Origin of the sequence: Providencia sp. PROV210, from assembly GCF_028479445.1 — a bacterium.
Classification (GTDB): Bacteria; Pseudomonadota; Gammaproteobacteria; order Enterobacterales; family Enterobacteriaceae; genus Providencia; species Providencia rustigianii.
The window spans coordinates 508581-529285 of sequence record NZ_JAMPNQ010000003.1 but is presented as its reverse complement, the minus strand read 5'-3'; the positions used below and the strand labels follow the sequence as shown (position 1 = coordinate 529285).

The window sequence follows — 20705 nt, the reverse complement described above, 5'->3', positions numbered from 1 at the left end:
ATGAAAGGCACTGTATTACAAAAGATTGTTGACGATAAAATGGTGTATTTGGTGGAACGCAAAGCGCGCCAACCATTAAGCAGTTTTCAGTCCCAAATACAACCGAGTCAACGCAGTTTTTACACTGCGTTACAGGCCAAACGTCCTGTTTTTATTCTGGAGTGTAAAAAAGCCTCTCCATCAAAAGGTTTAATTCGAGAAAATTTTGATCCCGCTGAAATTGCCAGTATTTATGCTCCCTATGCATCTGCTATTTCAGTATTAACCGATGAAAAATATTTCCAAGGAAATATGGAGTATCTGACGATTGTCAGTAACACCGTGGCTCAACCCGTACTGTGCAAAGATTTTATTGTTGACCCTTATCAAATTTATCTTGCTCGCTATTACCAAGCGGATGCGATTTTACTGATGCTCTCAGTATTAAGCGATGAACAATACATTTTACTGGCGGACGTTGCTCATCAACTCAATATGGGCGTATTAACCGAAGTGAGTAATGAGGATGAGTTGCAACGCGCGATTACGCTGAAATCCAAAGTGGTAGGAATTAATAATCGCGACTTACGAGACCTGTCTATTGATCTCAATCGTACTCGTCAATTAGCACCGCAGCTGTCCGCTGAAACTATTGTTATCAGTGAATCTGGAATTCATCAGCACCAGCATATTCAAGCTCTCAAGGATGTCGCCAATGGTTTTCTGATTGGCAGCGCACTCATGGAGCAAGCAGACTTGCAGCAAGCATTACGTAATTTACTGGTGGGCGAGCATAAAGTGTGTGGTTTAACCCGAGAGCAAGACGCTAAATCAGCTTTCGATGCTGGAGCGATGTTTGGCGGGCTTATTTTTGCAGAACAGTCACCACGAAAAGTGACGCTGTCACAAGCGAAGCAGATTATTCATTCTGCACCACTTCACTATGTCGGCGTTTTTCGTAATCAATCCGTCGATTTTGTCGCGCACATTGCACAACAACTCGCTCTGCACGCAGTACAACTCCATGGCAATGAAGATAATCCCTATATTGAGCAATTACGTCAGCTGTTACCTACGCACTGCCAAATCTGGAAAGCTGTGAATATGTCCCAAGCTCAACTGGCGGAGTACGACACCCCATTGATTGATATTTTACTGCTGGATAACGGTGCTGGTGGAACAGGAGAGACATTTGATTGGTCATCAATCCCTAAACATAGCCAACATAAATTAATGATTGCAGGCGGGCTAACACCTGAAAACTGCCAGCATGCTGCACAGCTGGTCTGCAACGGATTAGATTTTAATTCCGGTGTTGAAGTCGAACCTGGCATTAAATCTGAGCAAAAAATTAATCAAGTTTTTACTTCGCTAAAAAGCGCTCGTTCGGTAAGTTAATAGTCAACCAACGAACAATGAATAACGTATAAAATGGATAACAGACAATGAGCAAATTAGACCCCTATTTCGGTGAGTTTGGTGGACAATACGTCCCAGAGATTTTAATCCCAGCACTCAACCAACTTGAAGATGCCTTTATTGAAGCGCAAAGTGACCCAGACTTTTTAACTGAATTTCATGACTTACTGAAAAACTATGCGGGTCGTCCAACCGCATTAACGTTGTGCCGTAATCTCACCGCCGGTACAAAAACTAAACTGTACCTAAAACGCGAGGATTTACTCCATGGCGGTGCTCATAAAACTAATCAGGTTTTAGGGCAAGCTTTATTGGCAAAACGCATGGGTAAAAGTGAAATTATTGCCGAAACAGGTGCAGGCCAACACGGTGTAGCAACAGCTCTAGCTTGTGCTTTATTGAATATGAAATGCCGTATCTATATGGGAGCAAAAGATGTTGAGCGTCAGTCTCCTAATGTGTTTCGCATGAAACTCATGGGGGCTGAAGTGATCCCTGTTCATAGCGGCTCAGCCACATTAAAAGATGCCTGTAATGAAGCATTAAGAGACTGGTCTGGTAGCTATGATAAAGCCCACTATTTACTGGGTACCGCCGCGGGCCCCCATCCTTATCCAACCATTGTACGCGAATTTCAGCGGATGATTGGTGATGAAGCTAAGCAACAAATCTTAGACAGAGAGGGTCGCTTACCTGATGCCGTGATCGCCTGTATTGGCGGCGGATCTAATGCTATCGGTTTATTTGCATCTTTTATACCTGAAGAGAATGTCGGTCTGATTGGTGTTGAGCCCGCAGGATTAGGTATCGAGTCCGGACAACATGGAGCGCCTCTAAAACATGGACGAGTCGGGATCTATTTCGGAATGAAATCACCCATGATGCAAACGTCTGAAGGACAAATTGAGGAATCTTACTCTATTTCTGCTGGGCTAGATTTTCCCTCAGTTGGCCCACAGCATGCACATTTAAACAGTATTGGGCGCGCTGAATACGTTTCAATTACTGATGATGAAGCCCTAAATGCATTTAAGCTACTTTCCCGTAAAGAAGGTATTATTCCCGCATTAGAGTCTTCCCATGCCCTCGCTTACGCATTAAAAATGGCAGAGCAAGAACCAAATAAAGAACAATTGTTGATCGTCAACCTATCCGGACGTGGCGATAAAGACATTTTTACTGTGCATGATATTTTGGCTAGCAAAGGGGAAATCTAATGGAACGTTATACTCAACTTTTTCAACGCCTAGAGAATAAAAACCAAGGCGCATTCGTCCCTTTTGTGACGTTGGGTGATCCCGATGCTGAGCAATCATTAAAGATTGTGGATGCCTTAATTGCAGGTGGTGCTGATGCTCTTGAAATTGGTATCCCTTTTTCTGATCCTTTAGCGGATGGTCCTACCATTCAAAATGCAAACCTAAGAGCTTTTAAAAGCGAAATTACGCCGACTCTCTGTTTTGAACTGTTAAAGCGAATTCGCGCTAAGCATCCAGAGATGCCAATCGGCTTATTAGTGTATGCAAATTTAGTGTTTTCTAATGGTATCGATAATTTTTATCAACGTTGCCAACAAGCTGGTGTTGATTCGGTTTTAGTTGCCGATGTTCCAATGCGCGAATCTAAGCCATTTCGTGAGTCCGCAGCCTCCCATGGTATTGCTCCAATCTTTATCTGCCCACCAAATGGAGATGAAGAATTACTGCAAGACATCGGCAAGTACAGTCAGGGGTATACATATTTACTTTCACGCGCTGGAGTGACAGGCACAGAGCAACGAGCACAAATGCCATTAACTCATTTAGTGAATAAGCTCACACAATATGGTGCAGCCCCTGCTCTACAAGGTTTTGGTATTTCAGAACCCGCACAAGTTGCAGAAGCTATTCGTAATGGTGCTGCGGGTGCAATTTCCGGTTCTGCTGTGGTTAAAATTATTGAAAATAATCTAAACCAACCCAATGTGATGCTCGATAAATTAACGGAGTTTGTTTCTAAAATGAAAGCGGCCACAGCGAAATAATTTCCTAACTTTATTTTAATTTAGCCATCATCTATTTGATGGCTTTTTATTTTTATTTTTTCTTTAGTTCAATATATTAAATGTGTCAAAAATTGACATCACAAAACTAATAAATAGAGAACTTTCCAAATTAAATAATTTTAATTTAGTTATATTTCCTTAGGGCGAACGCCAAACTTGTTTATGACTTGTTAATTATTATTTGTCATTTTTAACATTCAGAATTTATAATATCGTTTAAAAATTATTTATCTGTAAAAACAAAAAAATCCGAGAATATATTTATTCCCGGATTTCTTACTGCTTTCTAATCCATTAGTTCAAGCGTTAACTTGCTTATATCCTTTAAATATTAGAAGCGGTAACCCACACCAAGCATAAAGACAAATGGGTCTAAACGAGTATCAACTTTATATTGCTCGCCACCCGCTTTAAATTTAACATCCGTTTCAATATTCATCCACCATACAGAGGCGTTTAACATCCAGTTTTCATCAAGCATATAGTCCATACCTGCTTGAGCTGCAAAGCCCCAAGAGCTTGATAAATCTAAGTCTGAAAGACCAGCTGCTTTACCTGTATTATTGAATTTTTCATCAAAGAAGAAGGTATAGTTAATACCAGCACCTAAATAAGGACGCAATTTATCTTCTTTGCTACCGAAATAATACTGTGCCATTAAGGTTGGTGGTAAATGCTTAACACTTGCAATATTACCTGTTGGACCTGTACCGACTTTGTGTTCAAACGGAGTTGCCGCTAATAATTCCACACCAATATTATCGGTAATCATATAACCGAAAGTTAAACCTAATTGGGTATTATTATTTGCATCGAAATGACCTAAATTGCCAAGGCCATTAATTTTAACATCGTCGCCGCCAGCATTTGGTCTTACTGTTGCGGTACCCGCACGAAATAAAAAGTCGCCAGCTTCATGAGCAAAAGAAGCAGCTGGAGCTAAAGTTGCAGCCGCTAATACAAGCGCAGTGAGTTTTTTCATTGTCAATCCCATTCCTATGTTTATTATTTTAGCAAAAATATAGCCTATTATTAGAATCCATATTCAAATCAAGATCACATCTTTTGCTAATTTATATACAGTGCGATAAATCTGAGTTTATTATTCCATTACTGATTTTTTCTATTTTGATTTGAATCAATTTTTAATAAGTAACTATTAAAATAAAAAATGATTCTATATTTGAGGTTAATTAATATCGATTTTAAATATATATTTAAAATACATCTTTAAAGCGTGTATCTTATTCATAAAATTACGCCGATTAGTTATTCAATGCACGCATGCCTATTAACTCCCAGACTTTTCTTATCTTTCTCTACCTCTAAGCCAGATACTCAGTTACAATCACCCTCAAATTTTTATTCCGTCTGTAGATAGGAGCAGTTACATGTCCATTTCGGCCAATTCACTCTTCAGCGATAGTGTCAATTTTTTCAAAAACCAGCTGAATGGCCTATTCACCATCGTGCTATTAGCCACTGTCGTTAGCGTTATTGTTTACGCGGTACTGATCCCCAATGAACGAATGATTGGTGTCCTAGTTGAAGCCCAAAGTCAGCTCCTTGAAGCTGGCAATGCAGGGTTGCAGAACTGGGTTCTGAACTTACCAGAGGAAGAGAAAAACAGTATTCTACGTGTGTCTTTTGGTTTGATTTTATCCGTGACACTGGGTAGTTTAGTCCTGATATGTGGCGTGCTCGCTTATATTGCTGGTTTATCCCGTGGTGAGGCAATGACGGGAACTCAAGCGCTGGTCTCCTCGCTAAGTAAAGCTCCATCGATGTTCCTGCTCTTAGTCGTCTGTTCCCTCCTAATTCAATTAGGCATCACCCTCATGGTCTTACCCGGAGTTATATTGGCAATTGGCTTTTCTCTCGCCCCTGCCATTCTAATGACCGAAAAAATAAATCCATTTGGCGCGATGGGGAAAAGTTGGAAGCTAGCTTATGCAAATTGGCGAGTGGCTGTACCGATGATTTTAATCTGGATGGCAACACAAATGTTAGTGAGCGTGATCTTAAGTAATTTGCAGATTAACCATATCGTCTTAAATGGAATTTCATTTTTGGCTAACAATATGGTGGCGGCTTTTGCATTAATTTACTTTTTCCGTTTATATATGCTAACCAGCAAACAATAAAAACTAAGTTTTTATTTATCTCTTAAGGGCGTATAAGTACGCCCTTTTGTTTGCCTTTAATCTAATAATCTGTGCTCCTCATTCTGACGATCATCAACACTTTTTTGCTGTATATGCTGTTTACTTTGAATTAAACGGATTGCAAAGTAGATATCAGGCACTACTAGTAGATCATCATCTGAACGATTAATTTTATTCTGCTCTAGCCAGCGATTAAGTGATGTACGTCGCCCTGCAAGAACTAATGTGACGCCTTTAGATTTTAACGATGTGACCAGATCATTTAACGCCGAAAAAACGCTGACATCATTGTGCGTAAAACTCACCGCAGCATCGATTATTACCCATGCAGGACGTTTATGTTGACTATCAATATGCTTATTCAGTCTTTCTTTAAAATAGTTAACATTGAAATAGGTTAATGGGGAATTAAACCGATAAATCAGCACATCATCGACAGGCTGGATTTCATTATCTGGATTCATAGAATGTAGCATTCCCTGCTCATCGACACCCAATAACTGATCTGTAGGCCTAAAAATAATGCGAATAAATTGCAATAACCCTAATAACACCGCAAAGCCTACACCACTGATCAACCCGACAAGTAACACCGCACAAAGCGTAAATACGCACAGGAAAAACGCTTGTCTGTTACGCTTACGCATCGCATAAATACTGCGAAAGCTAATTAATGAAAATGTGGAGATAATCAGCACCATGCCTAATGCTGGCATAGGAATATAACCGAGCAGATCCACAGAAAATAATAAAACGACTAAAATACTTAATGCCGCCACCACGGAAACCATTTGGGTTTTTCCGCCCATCATATCATTTACTGCAGTGCGGCTACTCGCAGCACTCACGGCAAATCCTTGAGAGAGTGCCGATGCAATATTCGCAATCCCTAATGCCCTTAATTCTTGATCTGCATCCACAGCATAGCCATTCTTACTCGCAAAACTTCGAGCCGTCATCATGAAGCTCACAAAACTGATAACCGCTAAGTTTAAGGATGGTGTGACCAAGTCACGAAGCAATCCTGGTGCAAAATCAGGCGTACCAATAAAAGGCAAACCATCGCCTAAATTACCTACTGTATGGATGCCATATTGTTCAAGATTAAAAAGCATGCTCGCCCCTGTTGCTAATACCATTGCAATCAGTAACGAAGGCCACTTGCTACGCACCCGCTTGATAAAAATGGTCACCACTAAAGTGAGTGCTGCAACAATAAATGTAGGAATATGGGTTTCTGATAATGAGAGTGGGAAAGCAACAAGTCGCTCAATAAATCCTGAAGGCAAAGAATTAATACCAAAAATTTTACCTAATTGGCTGACGACAATGGTTAATGCCACGCCATTAAGTAAGCCTTGTAAAATTGGTCCAGATAAAAAATCTGCAAACATACCGAAACGGAATCTAGCGGCAATTAAACACCAGATTCCCGTCATTAAACTCATCACAATAATCAGCTGCCAGCGGATATTTTCATCGCCCATCGCCAAAGGCGCTACGGCAGCTGCGATCACTGCACAGGTTGCTGCATCAGGACCAATAATCAGTTGTTTTGATGTACCGAATAAGGCGTACATCAGCATGGGTAAAACGCACGCATACAACCCAACAATAGCATTGATCCCCATCAGTTCGGCATAGGCTATAGCAACGGGTAATGCCACTGCTGCAACGGATAGCCCCGCTTTAATATCCGGCCCCAAATCCGCCAATTGATAATTAAATAGCGTCTGCAAACCTGGCATCCAACTATATAACCTAGCCTTTATCATGGATGAAAAATCTCTAAAAATTAGCAAGTTAATTTATTATATAGACTATTTATATCCGAACTAATAAAGTTTATCTAGGAGTAAGTCAAATAAAGGTAAAATAGTGAAAATTCGATAGATTATCGCCATCAATTATGGATAAATAACCGCAAACTTTTAACAATCTCCACAAAATACGTTAAACTATTCCACTATGTTTAAGTTGAATATATTTACGTCAAGGATCTGAATCCACTGTTATGAAACAACTTATTGATTTTATTCCTTTAGTTATCTTTTTTATTGTTTACAAAAGATATGATATTTTTTATGCCAGTGGTGCCTTAATGGTCACGACGCCTCTTGCTTTACTGGCGACTTACCTTATTTATAAGAAAGTCGAAAAAGTGGCTAAAATTACCTGTGTCATAGTCATGGCATTTGCAGCATTAACGCTTATTTTCCATAGCGATGCATTTATTAAATGGAAAGTGACCATTATTTATGGTCTGTTCGCGTTAGCATTATTAATTAGCCAGTGGTTCACTAAAAAGCCGATTATTCAAAGGATGCTGGGCAGTAATCAAGAAATTAAGCTAGACGATAGTTACTGGTTAAAATTGAATACTGCGTGGGCGATATTTTTTATCGCATGTTCAGGGATTAATATTTATGTCGCATTTTGGATGGCTCAAGATGTCTGGGTAAACTTTAAAGTCTTCGGACTAACCGCAGCAACTTTAATTTTTACTATTCTCAGTGTGGTGTATATTTTCAAACATATGATTAAAGAACCCCATACGGAGAAGCCTGAAGAGTAATAAACTCTTTTGGATTATCAACCATATAAATAAGCTGCGCATTGTCGCAGCTTTTTTTTTACCTATCGTTGTGATTTGTTACAAATCATCGTGACTGAATGTATCCTTGTAGTTTACTATGCTAACGATTGTCTGCTATAAACAGCAATGAATCATAGTCATTATTTAATTTTAACAAAGAGTTGGATATGCAATTACCTAACGGTGAACTAGTTTTACGTACTTTAGCTATGCCTTCAGATACGAATGCGAATGGCGATATTTTTGGTGGTTGGCTAATGTCTCAAATGGACATTGGTGGTGCTATTTTAGCAAAAGAGATTGCTTTAGGTCGCGTAGTTACAGTAGCAGTCAATGGTATTAAATTTCAAAAGCCTGTTGCTGTGGGTGATGTGGTTTGCTGCTATGCTCGCTGTTTAAAAACAGGTAAAAGCTCAATCACCATCAATATTGAAGTATGGGTAAAGAAGGTAGCAACTCATCCAGTAGGTCAACGTTATCAAGCGACAGATGCAGTGTTTACCTATGTTGCGGTAAACGATGATAATACCCCTCGTCCATTACCTGAAGGTAAGCAGCATTTTGAATTAGAAAGTTCAGAGTCATAATTTCTTAGTGACATCGAAATGTTTTCTATAAAAATGGCGCTAACCTAAGCGCCATTTTTATTAATTTTTTATAGTAAATTATACTTGCTTCACCGAACCATCAATATTGAAATGGATTTCTGTCACATACCCTTTAGCAGGGAGTTTTTCATAACGCCAGCGATTCATAGCGCGTTTAACATCCCGCTCAAAAAGCCCTTTCGGGGATGTTTCAACAAATTCAACATTCTGCACTCGGCCATCTTCATCGATATCATAACGTACTTTGACATAACCATTTTTACCTAAGCGACGAGCACGGTCTGGATATTCAGGTAATTGTTTATTCAGCGCTTTTGGCCCACGACTACCTTGAGTCTGACTTGCCACTGGTGACGTATTTTTAGCTGTAGTATCTCCAACCTTATTAGTTAACTCTTTATTTGTTGGCTCTTGATTCGATGAGGAAGAATTATTCATCGCCAATTTTTTCTCAACAGGCTTTTGCTCTTCTTTAATTTTTTTCTGTTCTTTTTTAGGTTCTTTCTTCGGTTCCGGTTTTTTCTTTACTTCCGGCTTTTTCTGAGGGAGAGCAATCACGGGTTCTACAACAGGTTCAATGACCGGTTCGGGTTCTGGCTCAACAACTGGTTCCGGTTCTGAGGATGTTTCCACTGGAGTTTCTGCCGCAGGCTCAGCAAACGAGAGCATCGCTATCGAGATAGGTTCCTCGGGTTGAGGAAATTTAGGTTGATTAAAAATCCATGCCATCGCTAAGCCGGCATGAATTGATAATGAGATACCAATGATGACAACGAGTCTGATCCCACGCATATGTAATTTTTACCCTACAGCTGTTTACTTATCGAATATGACTGATAGTTTAAATGCAAATAGCAATCATATTCAATAAGGTTTAGCGATCAAAGTGAAAAATGTGAGTAAAAACGTGAATATCCTTACTCAATCCACTGGCTGAACAGCAAAGAATGACGACGTCGATAGATATCGAGTTTACGGATCGTATAAATGTGCATATTACGGCGAGAGTGACTTTCTAACCAACGGCGACGTCTGCGAACAACTTGTCTTAGCATTCTCCAACGACCCACTTCTTGCCTGCTGCGTCTCATTTCTTTAATCCTTATCCTATGAATAATCGTGATGGCGAAATATTATATTCCTTTACTCAAGAGAACCAAGCAGAACTTTTAATACTAATACACCTTTGCAAGATCAAAAATCTCATTGTTATTACGCTGAGCAATTATCATTAATTGCGTTTTTATTTATTTATCAGAGTTTTTATTCAGTGTTTTTGCTAAATTCTGGTATGTTTAGTCTTAGTCTATATTTAATAAGACATATTTTCGTTTTATGACACTTTTTTCTCTCTGTCCGTGAGGCTTGTTATCAATTATGGCAACCGTCTACACCTTAATGAGTTGGCTCCTGTTTTTCCTATATTGGTTGATTGTTGCAGCAGTAACCGTTCGTATTCTGGTCACCAGAAGACCGGTAACGTCGGCAATGACTTGGCTGCTAATTATTTATATCCTGCCTTTAGTGGGAATTATCGCGTATGCCGCTTTTGGGGAGTTACACCTAGGACGACGTCGCATTGATAAAGCTCACCAAATGTGGCCTTCTGTCGCCACATGGCTCGAAAACTTGCGTCATTCCAAACATATTTTTGCCAATGATAATAGCCCCGTTGCCGAGCCATTATTCCAGCTATGTGAGAAACGCCAAGGAATTGCCGGAGTAAAAGGTAATCGTATCCAGCTATTGACCACCAGCGAAGATTCATTAAAAGCAATTGCTAATGATATCAATAATGCACAGAACTCCATCGAAATGGTGTTTTATATTTGGCAACCAGGCGGGTTAGTCGATGAAGTGACTGAAGCCTTATTGAATGCTGCTAAACGCGGAGTTAAATGCCGTATTATGGTTGACTCTGCTGGTAGCTGGCATTTTTTCCGCAGTGATTATCCAGACAAAATGCGGGCGGCAGGTATAGAGTTTGTTGAATCATTAAAAGTTAATCTGATGCGTTTTTTCTTACGCCGTATGGATTTACGTCAACACCGTAAAATTGTGATCATCGATAACTATATCTCTTATACCGGCAGTATGAACATGGTGGATCCTCGCTATTTTAAGCAAGACTCCGGTGTTGGAGAATGGATAGATATTTTAGTGAGAATGGAAGGTCCCGTCAGTACTACGCTGGGTATTGTGTATGCTTTTGACTGGGAAATGGAAACCGGAAAGCGTCTGCTCCCTCCTCCACCTGATTCCAATGTTATGCCATTTGAGCAGGACAACGGTCACACCACCCAAATGATTGCATCGGGTCCCGGTTTCCCAGATGATTTAATCCAACAATCATTAATGACCGCCATGTTTTCCGCGCGTAAGCAGCTGATCATGACTACCCCGTACTTTGTTCCTAGCGACGACTTGCTGCATGCTATCTGTACCGCAGCAATGCGAGGTGTTGATGTCAGTATAATTATGCCTCGCCACAATGATTCATTCCTCGTTCGCTGGGCAAGCCGCTCTTTCTACACCGAGTTACTGGAAGCTGGCGTTAAAATTTATCAATTTGAAGATGGTTTACTCCATACCAAGAGTGTATCCGTAGATGGTGAACTCAGTTTAGTCGGTTCAGTAAACCTTGATATGCGCAGCCTATGGCTAAATTTTGAAATTACAGTGGTCATCGATGATAAAAGTTTTGGTAGCGATCTGACGCTGGTTCAGTATGATTATATGGCGCGCTCTACCCGCTTAGAGATTGAAGAATGGGAACAACGTCCTTTCTGGAACCGTGTTGTTGAGCGCCTCTGTTACTTCTTTAGTCCATTATTGTAGTTTTGCTTTTTAGGGAAAAGTCATGAGCCACACACCCAATATCAATCTGATCGATGAAGATGAAATCATCGAAATTGCCTATGACCTTTTCCTTGAAGGCGCAATGGACAATCTTGAGCCCGCTGATCAAGTTATTTTTGCTTTACAATTTGAAGAATGTGGTGCAGCTGAAGTCGTGCCTTTCAGTCAAAACTGGCATATCCTTGCGACTCAAGGCTTACCTTTAGAGCAAATGAGTGAAATCATCATTGGACTAGCCAAAAGTCCTGAAGATGATATTGAAGATATTTTTGCACGTATTCTGATCAGCCGAAATCCTCAACATCCTTTCCAGCATATTGAATGGAAACAGTAAAAATCACCTTGCTGTTCTAAACGAGAAAAAGGACCTGCATAGGTCCTTTTTCCATTTCTACAGATTAAAAATTATAAAGGATCAATTTTTAAGCAAGAAACCCCATGCTTGAAGCTTCCCTCCAACAATGGCCGGGTTCTTCCACACTCTTCATCTGCAATTGGGCAACGAGTACGAAATACACAACCTGATGGTGGATTGATCGGTGAAGGTAATTCCCCTTCCAATAACTCAATTTGCTTATTTTTTTCTTTATCAGGATCGGGAACAGGAACAGCTGACATCAGTGCTCGTGTATAAGGATGTAGCGGATTGTTATACACCTCATCATAAGTACCTAACTCAACTGCATGCCCCAAATACATGACTAACACGCGGTCAGAGATATGCTTAACAACCGCAAGGTCATGGGCAATAAAAATCAGCGATAACTTCATTTCCCGCTGTAATTCTTGTAGTAAATTCACAACTTGCGCCTGAATTGATACATCCAAGGCTGAAACTGGCTCATCGCATATCACCAACTTAGGTTCCAAAATTAATGCACGAGCAATCCCAATTCGCTGACATTGTCCCCCCGAAAACTCATGAGGATAACGGTTGATCAAGTTTGGCAGTAATCCTACCTTCATCATCATGTTTTTCACTTTTTCAGTGATTTGTTTCTGGGGCATTTTGGGATGATAGGTTTTGAGTGGCTCGGCAATAATATCGCCAATCGTCATGCGTGGGTTTAACGATGCAAGCGGATCTTGAAATATCATCTGAATATCATTGCGTACATTGCGCCACTGCTTATCATTCATCGATAATAGATCTTGCCCCAACCAAGTCACCGTACCACCAGTGGCTTTGACTAATCCAATAATTGCTCTCGCAAACGTCGATTTACCGCACCCAGATTCCCCGACTACGCCCAAGGTTTCCCCTTCATATAAACGAAGCGTTACCCCGTCGACGGCTTTGAGGCTTTTATCTGGTTGCCAAAACCATTGTTTTTTATCTCGTATTGAAAAGTGAACTTTTAAATCATTCACTTCTAGCAGAACCTGCCTATTTTTTTGATCGGTCATACTAACTCCTCCACAGGCTTAAAGCAGGCACGCAAACGAGATTGAGCAAACGCAGATAATTGCGGCTCCTGATCCATACAAGTTTGATTGGCATATTGGCAACGAGGTGAGAATGGACAGCCTTTAGGTAATCTTAATAAATTAGGGGGATTACCTGGAATCGTCGCCAAGTTATCATCATCCCCATCCAACCGAGGCACAGCCGCAAGTAACCCTAATGAATACGGATGAGATGGCCGATAGAAAATATCTCGGGCACTCCCATATTCCATCGTTCGGCCGGCATACATCACCAACACCTTGTCACAAACACCCGCAACAACTCCCAAGTCATGGGTGATTAAGATAATTGCCGTATCAAATTCTCGTTTCAGTTCATTAAGTAACGTCATAATCTGCGCTTGAACCGTCACATCTAACGCGGTTGTTGGTTCATCGGCGATCAATAATTTAGGCTGGCATAATAACGCCATTGCAATCATAACTCTTTGGCGCATTCCTCCTGAAAATTCATGAGGGTACATATTCATCCGATTACGGGCTTCTGGCATTTTTACCGCATCAAGCATACGTACTGATTCATCAAAAGCCTGTTTTCTGCTCATCCCTTTGTGTAGCATTAACACTTCAGAAAGCTGAATACCAATTTTTAAGTATGGATTGAGCGACGTCATTGGATCCTGAAAAATCATGGCGATTTCTTCAGCACGCATCCGATTAAGGGCTTTTTCCTTTAAATTTAAAATTTCACGGCCATTAAAGACAGCGGAACCGCCGATCCGTCCATTTTTTGCCAATAATCCCATCAATGCAAAAGCAGTTTGTGATTTTCCTGAACCCGATTCCCCAACAATCCCCAAGGTTTCCCCAGCACTAAGTTCAAAATTGAGTTTATTTACTGCGGTTACATCACCATCTTGGGTCGTAAAACTGACATTTAAGTCTTTGACCGATAACAGAGGGCTACTGAATGTTGAATTTTGCATATTTCATCCCTCTAGCGGTCTTTCGGGTCGAGGGCATCACGTAAGCCATCGCCGATAAAGTTAAAACAAAACAGTGTCACCACTAAGAATCCTGCGGGTATTAACAGCAGCCATGGTGTCACTTCCATTGAGTTAGCACCATCGCTAAGTAATGCTCCCCAGCTACTCAGAGGCTCTTGAGTTCCTAGTCCCAAAAAGCTTAAGAATGATTCAAATAAGATCATGCTAGGCACTAATAACGATGCATAAACCACGACGACACCTAATACGTTGGGAACAATATGACGTAAAATAATATGTCGTGTACTTACACCACACACTAATGCCGCTTCAATAAATTCTTTACGCTTTAAACCTAGTGTCTGACCCCGAACGATACGCGCCATATCGAGCCATGACACCATCCCAATTGCGACGAAAATGAGTAGAATATTGGTTCCGAACAGTGTCACTAATAAAATGACAAAGAACATAAATGGGAAGGAATTTAAGATCTCCAGTAATCGCATCATAATGGAGTCAACTTTCCCGCCTACATAACCAGCCAGCGAGCCATATAATGTTCCTACCACGACCGCCACCAATGCTGCCGCCACACCGACCATCAATGAGATCCGTCCACCAATCGCAACACGGACTAGCAAATCTCGACCCGAGGCATCGGTACCAAAATAATGCCCCGTCGCCATATCTGGTGGCATGGACATCATTTCCCAATCCGTATCGTCATACAAAAATGGCGATAACATGGGAGCAAAAATAACGAATAATGTAATGCAAAATAGCAGGCATAAACTAAAAATTGCAGCTCGGTTATGGATAAACCGGCGTCTCGCATCTTGCCAGAGGCTACGTCCTTCAATATCCAATTGCTCAGAAAAGTTTTCCAGAGCTTCACTATTTTTTTTATTTAATAACATAGTGCTCCTCCGGTTTAATAACGAATTTTAGGATCAATAACGGCATACAACACATCCACAATCGCATTAAAAGCAATCGTCAGTACGCCCACTAAAATGGTTAAGCTCAATACTAATGAATAGTCACGATTAAGCGCACCATTGACAAAGAGCTGTCCAATACCCGGTAATCCAAAAATTGTTTCAATCACCATTGAACCAGTAATGATCCCGACAAATGCAGGTCCCATGTACGATAAAACAGGTAATAATGCAGGCTTCAAAGCATGGCGTAAAATGATAGTGCGTAGCGGTAAACCTTTCGCTCTCGCCGTACGGATAAAGTTAGAGTGCATAACTTCAATCATTGAACCACGCGTAATACGGGAGATACTGGCGATATAAGCGAGCGACAATGCCACCATCGGCAAAATCATATGCGTTAAATTACCGCCATCCCAACCTCCACCGGGGAGCCATTTCAAATGAATAGCAAAAATCAGCACCAATAACGGTGCAACAACAAAGCTTGGGATGACAACCCCCGTCATGGCAAATCCCATGACTGTAAAATCCCATTTCGTATTTTGATTTAATGCCGCAATCACCCCTGCAGAAACCCCAAAGAGCACAGCGACGACAAATGCTGTGGCACCAAGTTTTGCTGATACAGGGAAGGCTTTTGCAACTAACTCATTGACACTATAATCTTTATATTTAAAAGAGGGACCAAAATCCCCTTTAGAAAGCTGAACCAAATAGTTGAAATATTGCTTATACATTGGGTCATTCAGGTGATATTTCGCCTCAATGTTCGCCATGACTTCAGGAGGCAGTTTTCGTTCTCCTGTGAAAGGGCTTCCCGGTGCTAATCTCATCATAAAAAATGAGATAGTGATAAGAATCAACAGGGTCGGAATTGCCTCAAGCAAACGACGCACAATAAATTTAAACATTGCCCTTTCCTACTTCATACGCCAAGTTGGCAAATGGCGGGCTAGCATTCAGCCCGCCTGTTGTAATTAATGTTTGAAGATATACAGATCTTTTGTATGCAAGTTATCTAATGGATCTTTACCCGTGTATCCACCCACATATGGCTTCACTAAGCGGGTATTTACATAGTAATAAAGAGGAACGATACCGGAATCTTTATCTAAGATTTTTTCTGCTTGTTGATACAGTGCAGCACGTTCTTCATCCGTTTTGACCTGTAAGGTTTTTTTCATGGCGGCATCGAAGTCTTTATTTTTATAATGCACGGTATTATTACTGCTATAAGACAACAACATATTTAAGAATGAGGATGGTTCATTATAATCCGCACACCAGCCTGCTCGCGCAACATCATAAGCACCTTGGTGACGGCTATCTAAGAAAGTTTTCCATTCTTGGTTTTCCAATTTAACTTCAGCGCCAATATTTTTCTTCCACATGGAGGACGCCGCGATAGCAATGCGTTTATGCAAATCGGATGTATTATATAATAAGTTAAATTTCAATGGATTAGATTTGTTATAGCCCGCTTCTTCTAATAATTTCTTTGCCTTTTCGTTACGTTGTTCTTGGGTCATATTGGCATACCAATCCGGTTTTTCTGCTTTCATGCCGCTCGTAAATGGCGGAGTGAAACCATAAGCGGGAATATCTCCCTGCGCTTTAACTTTATAGGTAATGGTATCTCTATCCATAGAAAGCTTTAATGCTTCTCTGACTCTTGGGTCATTAAATGGCGGTTTTTCGTTATTAATTTCATAGTAGTACGTACATAAGTATGGGCTGACTTTCAGCTCTTTTGGCATGTTTTGTTGTAAGCTTTTAAACTGCTCAATCGGTAAATTACTATAAGTCATGTCAATTTCACCGCTACGATAACGGTTAACATCCGTCACCTCTGATGAAATTGGCAAGAATGTCACTTGTTCGATAATTGTATTTCCATTGTCCCAATATGTTGGGCTGCGCTCTAATACAATACGTTCATTCACCGTCCAATCTTTCAGCTTATATGCACCATTACCCACAAAATTTGCGGGCTGAGTCCATTTAGCGCCATGTTGCTCAATGGCTTTTTTATTGACTGGGGACATCGATGAGTGAGCTAATAATTTTGGAATGTAAGGGACGGCTTCACTCAATGTAATCACGAGCGTTTTGTCATCTAGCGCTTTTACACCTAATTCTTCAGGCTTCTTTTTGCCTGCAATAACGTCATCAACATTTTTAATATGAGCATATTGTAAATAGCTCGCATACGGAGATGCTGTATCTGGAGAAGCTAAGCGTTGCCAGCTATACACAAAATCTTGAGCAGTAACGGGATCACCATTAGACCATTTGGCACCATCGCGAATTTTAAATGTCCATTCCGTAAAATCTTTGTTATCCCAACTCACTGCGGATCCCGGTAAAATCTCCCCATTAGGTCCAATAATCGTAATCCCTTCCAAAAGATCTCTTGCGAGTGCAGATTCAGGAACCCCTTCAATTTTATGAGGATCAAGGGATTGAGGCTCAGAACCATTATTTCTTACTAGCATTTGTTTATTAGACAGTTCAACCCCAGCAGGAACAACCGCGGCATAACTGGTTGCCATCGTTGTCGCGAGCAATCCAGCGGCAACGCTTAAAGCAACAAAGGATTTATTCAATAATTTGCTCATTATTTTGGTTACTCCCATACTCTTGTTTTGGTTGTGTTGTGGATATTTCTGTTTACTTTGTAAGTAAACAGTTATTGTGTTTATTTAGATATTATTAATTAGTTGTGCTTATATATAACCGCTTAATATCCATATGATCAAGGGGGTCATTTCCTTTAAATCCTGCGATTGTGGGTTTGATCATTCTTGCACTCACTCGATAATAAACAGGCACTATCGCAGAGTCTTGATCTAATAAGGATTCAGCTTGTTGGTAAATTTTTTGGCGTTCAGCATCATTAGGCGCGGTTAAAGCTTCGAGTAGTAATTTATCGAAAGCTTTGTTTTGATAAAAACCGGTATTATTACTGTTTTCCGATAGCATCATATTTAAGAAGGAAGACGGTTCATTATAGTCTGCACACCATGTAGCTCTCGCCACTTGATAGTTTCCTTCATGACGATTTTGTAGCGTCGTTTTCCATTCTTGATTCTGTAGAGTGACCTCTGCGCCGATATTTTTTTTCCACATAGATGCGGCAACAATAGCTTGCTGTTTATTTTGATCAGAAGTGTTGTATAACAAATTAAATTTTAATGGATTCTGTGGTGTGTATCCTGCATCAGCGAGTAATTGTTTTGCACGCTGGTAACGTTGTTGCGCCGATAATTTTGTCCACTCGGGTAGAGCAAAATTACCATTATTAATAAAAGTAGGTGTAAAGCCATACGCGACTGTTTGTCCCTGATTGATGATTTTATGAGTAATTGTTTCACGGTCTAAACCCAATTTAATCGCTTCTCTAACTCGAGGATCGGTAAACGGCGCTTTTTGGTTATTAATTTCATAATAGAAAGTACAAAGATATGGGCGAACATAGAGCTCTTTCGGTTTCTCAGCGAGCATTTTTTGATATAAATTAGGCGGAATAGCAGAATTACTAATATCAATTTCACCACTACGATAACGGTTATTATCGCTGACTTCCGATGTTATCGCTAAAAAGGTCGCATGATCAATTTGAGTCTGTTGATTATTCCAATAGAGAGGATTGCGCTTTACAACGATTCTTTCATTCACAGTCCACTCATCCAATATATACGCGCCATTGCCAACAAAATTTCCGGGTTGAGTCCATTTATCGCCATATTTTTCAATGCATTTTCGATTAACTGGCTTCATCGATGTATGAGACAGCATATCGATAAAATAAGGTACCGGATGACTAAGAGTAACCTGTAACGTCTGATTATTTAGCGCTTTCACGCCTAAGGACTCTTTTGGTTTGTTACCTTTTAAAATCTCATCCGCGTTTTCAATATAAGCATTTTGTAGATAACTCGAGTACGGAGAGCCTGTTTTGGGGTCAGCTAACCTTTGCCAGCTATATACAAAATCCTCTGCAACGACCGGAGTTCCATCACTCCATTTCGCTCCATTTCTTAATTTAAATGTCCATACCGTATAATTTTGATGTTCCCAACTCGTTGCCATTCCCGCGACAGGCTGGCCATTTATATCGTCATATACCAGCCCCTCTAACAAATTTAAAATAATATTCCCTTCAGGAACACCTTCTACTTTATGGGGATCAAGAGAAGTTACTTCAGAGCCATTATTGATGGTGATGGACTGTAGCGTTTTATCAACTTTTAAAGTTTCGGCTGCGTGAGCTGAGGTGAGAAATGAAATGGCTAAATAAGAAAGTAGACTGAATTTTGTGGTTAACTTCATCGTAGCTCCTTTCTGGGATAAGGGGATAGCTGTCTCACTTTATTACAGGCGATGAAAAACTCATAAACAGAACTTCATGGTCAGAACATAGACAATTCAACGCCCCATTCCGCTATGAGCTCCCGTGAACAACCAATAAAAAACATACAATTTATTAACATTTTTTGATTTATTTGTTTATTTTTTAAAAGTAAATTGAGGTTAAAATTTATTTTTATTTTAATAAAACAATTGGATAGAGTTTTTATTATAAAATACAGATAATCAGCTCAATCTTCATAATCCAAACATATCATTAACAATCAGTGATGAGAATAGTGAATAAATTTACGCAGCTCACAATTCCTTACTTTTTTCGCCTAATTTTGTAAATTATGCGACATATAATCACAAAAAAAATTCATCCCAATAGTGAACTATTTGGGCTATGTACTTTGGTTTAATAGGTGGAAGATTTTATAACGTCGAGAAGAGGATGGTTTATTGAAGCAAAGAAGAAAAGCAGCCGCATAAAGATAGCGGCTTACTTCAATCGATTATAAAAGGCCTGGGAATATCGCTTTCACGCCAGTCACTGCAATTTCAATACCTAGGGACATTAATAGCAAGCCCATAATACGAGTAATAACGTTAATGCCTGTTTGCCCCAGATAACGCACCAACAGTGAGGCAGAACGGAACAATAACCAGCAACAAAAAGCGAATAAAATACTGGTTAATGCTAGTCCAAGAAAATTTTGCCAGCCAGTCCATCTAGAAGACCAAACAATACAGGAACTGATCGCACCAGGTCCAGCCATCAATGGGAGTGCTAATGGGACAACACCAATACTGTCTCTTATTGCTGTTTCTGTTTTTTCTTGTTTATTTTGTTTATCTTCCCCAATCTTACCGCTAATCATCGATAACGCGATGGTCACAATCAAGATTCCGCCCGCAATCCGGAATGAATCAATTGAAATACCAAAAAGTTGCAATATAGAGTCACCAACAAGTAGTGAAGTACATAAAATAATCGCCACTGAGGTATTAGCGATGGTATTGGTTCTATTGCGACTCGCATTCGTTTGATAGTTCGTCATACTAATAAACACAGGCAAGATGCCAACTGGGTTTACCAACGCAAATAGACCAATAAAAAATTTAATATAGCCTGATAAATCAAGTAATGTTGCGCTCACCCATTAATATCCTCATAAAATGCTTAAATACGACATGGTCATCCCTTCTTATTTTATCACTGAACCAATTAAATTCCTTAGAGAAAGAATCATTTTGTGCGTGTTACTGACATTATTTATTTCAACTGCACACAATCGATAAAAATTAGTTATTTCTTCACCATTTTTTATCGATAAATTAATCA

The 20705-nt window shown here is 40.0% G+C and carries 19 protein-coding genes; 8 read left to right on the top strand and 11 right to left on the bottom strand.

What is annotated here, in order from left to right:
- Genes trpCF through trpA form a run of 3 tightly spaced genes read left to right on the top strand, consistent with a single transcriptional unit; the run spans position 1 to position 3421 of the window.
- Positions 1-1377: a bifunctional indole-3-glycerol-phosphate synthase TrpC/phosphoribosylanthranilate isomerase TrpF gene (trpCF, locus tag PR761_RS02955; RefSeq protein ID WP_154611134.1), complete on the top strand. Its 1377-nt coding sequence runs from the start codon at positions 1-3 to the stop codon at positions 1375-1377.
- Positions 1378-1424: 47 nt separating this feature from the next.
- Positions 1425-2615 carry a tryptophan synthase subunit beta gene (gene trpB, locus PR761_RS02950; protein ID WP_006812908.1) on the top strand — a complete coding sequence of 397 codons (1191 nt, stop codon included), beginning with the start codon at positions 1425-1427 and terminating at the stop codon, positions 2613-2615.
- Complete coding sequence (gene trpA / locus PR761_RS02945; protein ID WP_006812907.1) at positions 2615-3421, top strand: tryptophan synthase subunit alpha; 807 nt, start codon at positions 2615-2617, stop codon at positions 3419-3421. The genes trpB and trpA overlap by 1 nt, the downstream gene beginning before the upstream one ends.
- A 352-nt stretch (positions 3422-3773) precedes the next feature.
- On the opposite strand, the gene ompW is transcribed toward trpA, so the two are convergent.
- Positions 3774-4424, bottom strand: coding sequence for an outer membrane protein OmpW (ompW, locus tag PR761_RS02940; RefSeq protein ID WP_039854030.1), 651 nt, complete (start codon positions 4422-4424; stop codon positions 3774-3776).
- A 409-nt stretch (positions 4425-4833) separates the two neighbouring features.
- On the opposite strand from ompW, the gene PR761_RS02935 reads away from it, so the two are divergent.
- On the top strand, positions 4834-5586 hold the full coding sequence (locus tag PR761_RS02935; protein WP_006812905.1) for a YciC family protein: 753 nt from the start codon (positions 4834-4836) through the stop codon (positions 5584-5586).
- 56 nt (positions 5587-5642) lie between these two features.
- On the opposite strand, the gene PR761_RS02930 is transcribed toward PR761_RS02935, so the two are convergent.
- Positions 5643-7382 (bottom strand): SulP family inorganic anion transporter, encoded by a 1740-nt coding sequence (locus PR761_RS02930; RefSeq protein ID WP_006812904.1) that lies wholly within the window; start codon positions 7380-7382, stop codon positions 5643-5645.
- Between the two features lie 239 nt (positions 7383-7621).
- Between PR761_RS02930 and PR761_RS02925 the strand changes: the two genes are divergently transcribed.
- Both PR761_RS02925 and yciA read left to right on the top strand, forming a co-directional pair.
- Entirely contained in the window at positions 7622-8182 is a 561-nt protein-coding gene (locus tag PR761_RS02925) for a septation protein A (protein WP_006812903.1), read from the top strand.
- A 188-nt stretch (positions 8183-8370) separates the two neighbouring features.
- Entirely contained in the window at positions 8371-8790 is a 420-nt protein-coding gene (gene yciA / locus PR761_RS02920; protein ID WP_006812902.1) for an acyl-CoA thioester hydrolase YciA, read from the top strand.
- A 78-nt stretch (positions 8791-8868) separates the two neighbouring features.
- Here yciA and PR761_RS02915 read toward each other — a convergent pair whose 3' ends face one another.
- Positions 8869-9603 (bottom strand): TonB family protein, encoded by a 735-nt coding sequence (locus PR761_RS02915; RefSeq protein WP_006812901.1) that lies wholly within the window; start codon positions 9601-9603, stop codon positions 8869-8871.
- A 125-nt stretch (positions 9604-9728) separates the two neighbouring features.
- A complete protein-coding gene (locus PR761_RS02910) occupies positions 9729-9902 on the bottom strand; it encodes a YciY family protein (RefSeq protein ID WP_126436873.1) in 174 nt (57 codons plus the stop codon).
- A 286-nt stretch (positions 9903-10188) separates the two neighbouring features.
- On the opposite strand from PR761_RS02910, the gene cls reads away from it, so the two are divergent.
- Both cls and PR761_RS02900 read left to right on the top strand, forming a co-directional pair.
- Positions 10189-11649: a cardiolipin synthase gene (gene cls, locus PR761_RS02905; RefSeq protein ID WP_006812899.1), complete on the top strand. Its 1461-nt coding sequence runs from the start codon at positions 10189-10191 to the stop codon at positions 11647-11649.
- Positions 11650-11671: 22 nt separating this feature from the next.
- Positions 11672-12004 carry an HI1450 family dsDNA-mimic protein gene (locus tag PR761_RS02900; protein ID WP_006812898.1) on the top strand — a complete coding sequence of 111 codons (333 nt, stop codon included), beginning with the start codon at positions 11672-11674 and terminating at the stop codon, positions 12002-12004.
- A gap of 71 nt (positions 12005-12075) precedes the next feature.
- On the opposite strand, the gene oppF is transcribed toward PR761_RS02900, so the two are convergent.
- The 7 genes from oppF to PR761_RS02865 form a co-directional block, all read right to left on the bottom strand.
- The gene (gene oppF, locus PR761_RS02895) at positions 12076-13077 is read right to left on the bottom strand and encodes a murein tripeptide/oligopeptide ABC transporter ATP binding protein OppF (protein WP_006812897.1); all 1002 of its coding nucleotides are present in this window, start codon (positions 13075-13077) and stop codon (positions 12076-12078) included.
- Positions 13074-14063, bottom strand: a complete 990-nt coding sequence (locus PR761_RS02890; protein WP_006812896.1) for an ABC transporter ATP-binding protein — start codon at positions 14061-14063, stop codon at positions 13074-13076. Before PR761_RS02890 ends, oppF begins: the two co-directional genes overlap by 4 nt.
- Positions 14064-14074: 11 nt before the next feature.
- Positions 14075-14983 carry an oligopeptide ABC transporter permease OppC gene (oppC, locus tag PR761_RS02885; protein WP_006812895.1) on the bottom strand — a complete coding sequence of 303 codons (909 nt, stop codon included), beginning with the start codon at positions 14981-14983 and terminating at the stop codon, positions 14075-14077.
- Between the two features lie 14 nt (positions 14984-14997).
- Positions 14998-15918: an oligopeptide ABC transporter permease OppB gene (oppB, locus tag PR761_RS02880; protein ID WP_006812894.1), complete on the bottom strand. Its 921-nt coding sequence runs from the start codon at positions 15916-15918 to the stop codon at positions 14998-15000.
- Positions 15919-15984: 66 nt separating this feature from the next.
- Positions 15985-17625 (bottom strand): oligopeptide ABC transporter substrate-binding protein OppA, encoded by a 1641-nt coding sequence (oppA, locus tag PR761_RS02875; RefSeq protein ID WP_154611135.1) that lies wholly within the window; start codon positions 17623-17625, stop codon positions 15985-15987.
- 94 nt (positions 17626-17719) lie between these two features.
- Positions 17720-19339 carry an ABC transporter substrate-binding protein gene (locus PR761_RS02870; protein WP_154611136.1) on the bottom strand — a complete coding sequence of 540 codons (1620 nt, stop codon included), beginning with the start codon at positions 19337-19339 and terminating at the stop codon, positions 17720-17722.
- 536 nt (positions 19340-19875) lie between these two features.
- Positions 19876-20520, bottom strand: coding sequence for a YchE family NAAT transporter (locus PR761_RS02865; protein ID WP_006812891.1), 645 nt, complete (start codon positions 20518-20520; stop codon positions 19876-19878).
- Between the last annotated feature and the right edge of the window lie 185 nt (positions 20521-20705).

Bases quoted from the DNA above. Each gene is read 5' to 3' on its own strand.
- oppA (WP_154611135.1), bottom strand. From the start codon at position 17,625: ATGAGCAAATTATTGAATAAATCCTTTGTTGCTTTAAGCGTTGCCGCT.
- yciA (WP_006812902.1), top strand. From the start codon at position 8,371: ATGCAATTACCTAACGGTGAACTAGTTTTACGTACTTTAGCTATGCCT.
- cls (WP_006812899.1), top strand. From the start codon at position 10,189: ATGGCAACCGTCTACACCTTAATGAGTTGGCTCCTGTTTTTCCTATAT.
- PR761_RS02890 (WP_006812896.1), bottom strand. From the start codon at position 14,063: ATGCAAAATTCAACATTCAGTAGCCCTCTGTTATCGGTCAAAGACTTA.
- PR761_RS02915 (WP_006812901.1), bottom strand. From the start codon at position 9,603: ATGCGTGGGATCAGACTCGTTGTCATCATTGGTATCTCATTATCAATT.
- trpB (WP_006812908.1), top strand. From the start codon at position 1,425: ATGAGCAAATTAGACCCCTATTTCGGTGAGTTTGGTGGACAATACGTC.
- PR761_RS02900 (WP_006812898.1), top strand. From the start codon at position 11,672: ATGAGCCACACACCCAATATCAATCTGATCGATGAAGATGAAATCATC.
- oppF (WP_006812897.1), bottom strand. From the start codon at position 13,077: ATGACCGATCAAAAAAATAGGCAGGTTCTGCTAGAAGTGAATGATTTA.
- PR761_RS02935 (WP_006812905.1), top strand. From the start codon at position 4,834: ATGTCCATTTCGGCCAATTCACTCTTCAGCGATAGTGTCAATTTTTTC.
- trpCF (WP_154611134.1), top strand. From the start codon at position 1: ATGAAAGGCACTGTATTACAAAAGATTGTTGACGATAAAATGGTGTAT.
- ompW (WP_039854030.1), bottom strand. From the start codon at position 4,424: ATGAAAAAACTCACTGCGCTTGTATTAGCGGCTGCAACTTTAGCTCCA.
- oppB (WP_006812894.1), bottom strand. From the start codon at position 15,918: ATGTTTAAATTTATTGTGCGTCGTTTGCTTGAGGCAATTCCGACCCTG.
- PR761_RS02925 (WP_006812903.1), top strand. From the start codon at position 7,622: ATGAAACAACTTATTGATTTTATTCCTTTAGTTATCTTTTTTATTGTT.
- PR761_RS02930 (WP_006812904.1), bottom strand. From the start codon at position 7,382: ATGATAAAGGCTAGGTTATATAGTTGGATGCCAGGTTTGCAGACGCTA.
- PR761_RS02870 (WP_154611136.1), bottom strand. From the start codon at position 19,339: ATGAAGTTAACCACAAAATTCAGTCTACTTTCTTATTTAGCCATTTCA.
- oppC (WP_006812895.1), bottom strand. From the start codon at position 14,983: ATGTTATTAAATAAAAAAAATAGTGAAGCTCTGGAAAACTTTTCTGAG.
- trpA (WP_006812907.1), top strand. From the start codon at position 2,615: ATGGAACGTTATACTCAACTTTTTCAACGCCTAGAGAATAAAAACCAA.
- PR761_RS02910 (WP_126436873.1), bottom strand. From the start codon at position 9,902: ATGAGACGCAGCAGGCAAGAAGTGGGTCGTTGGAGAATGCTAAGACAA.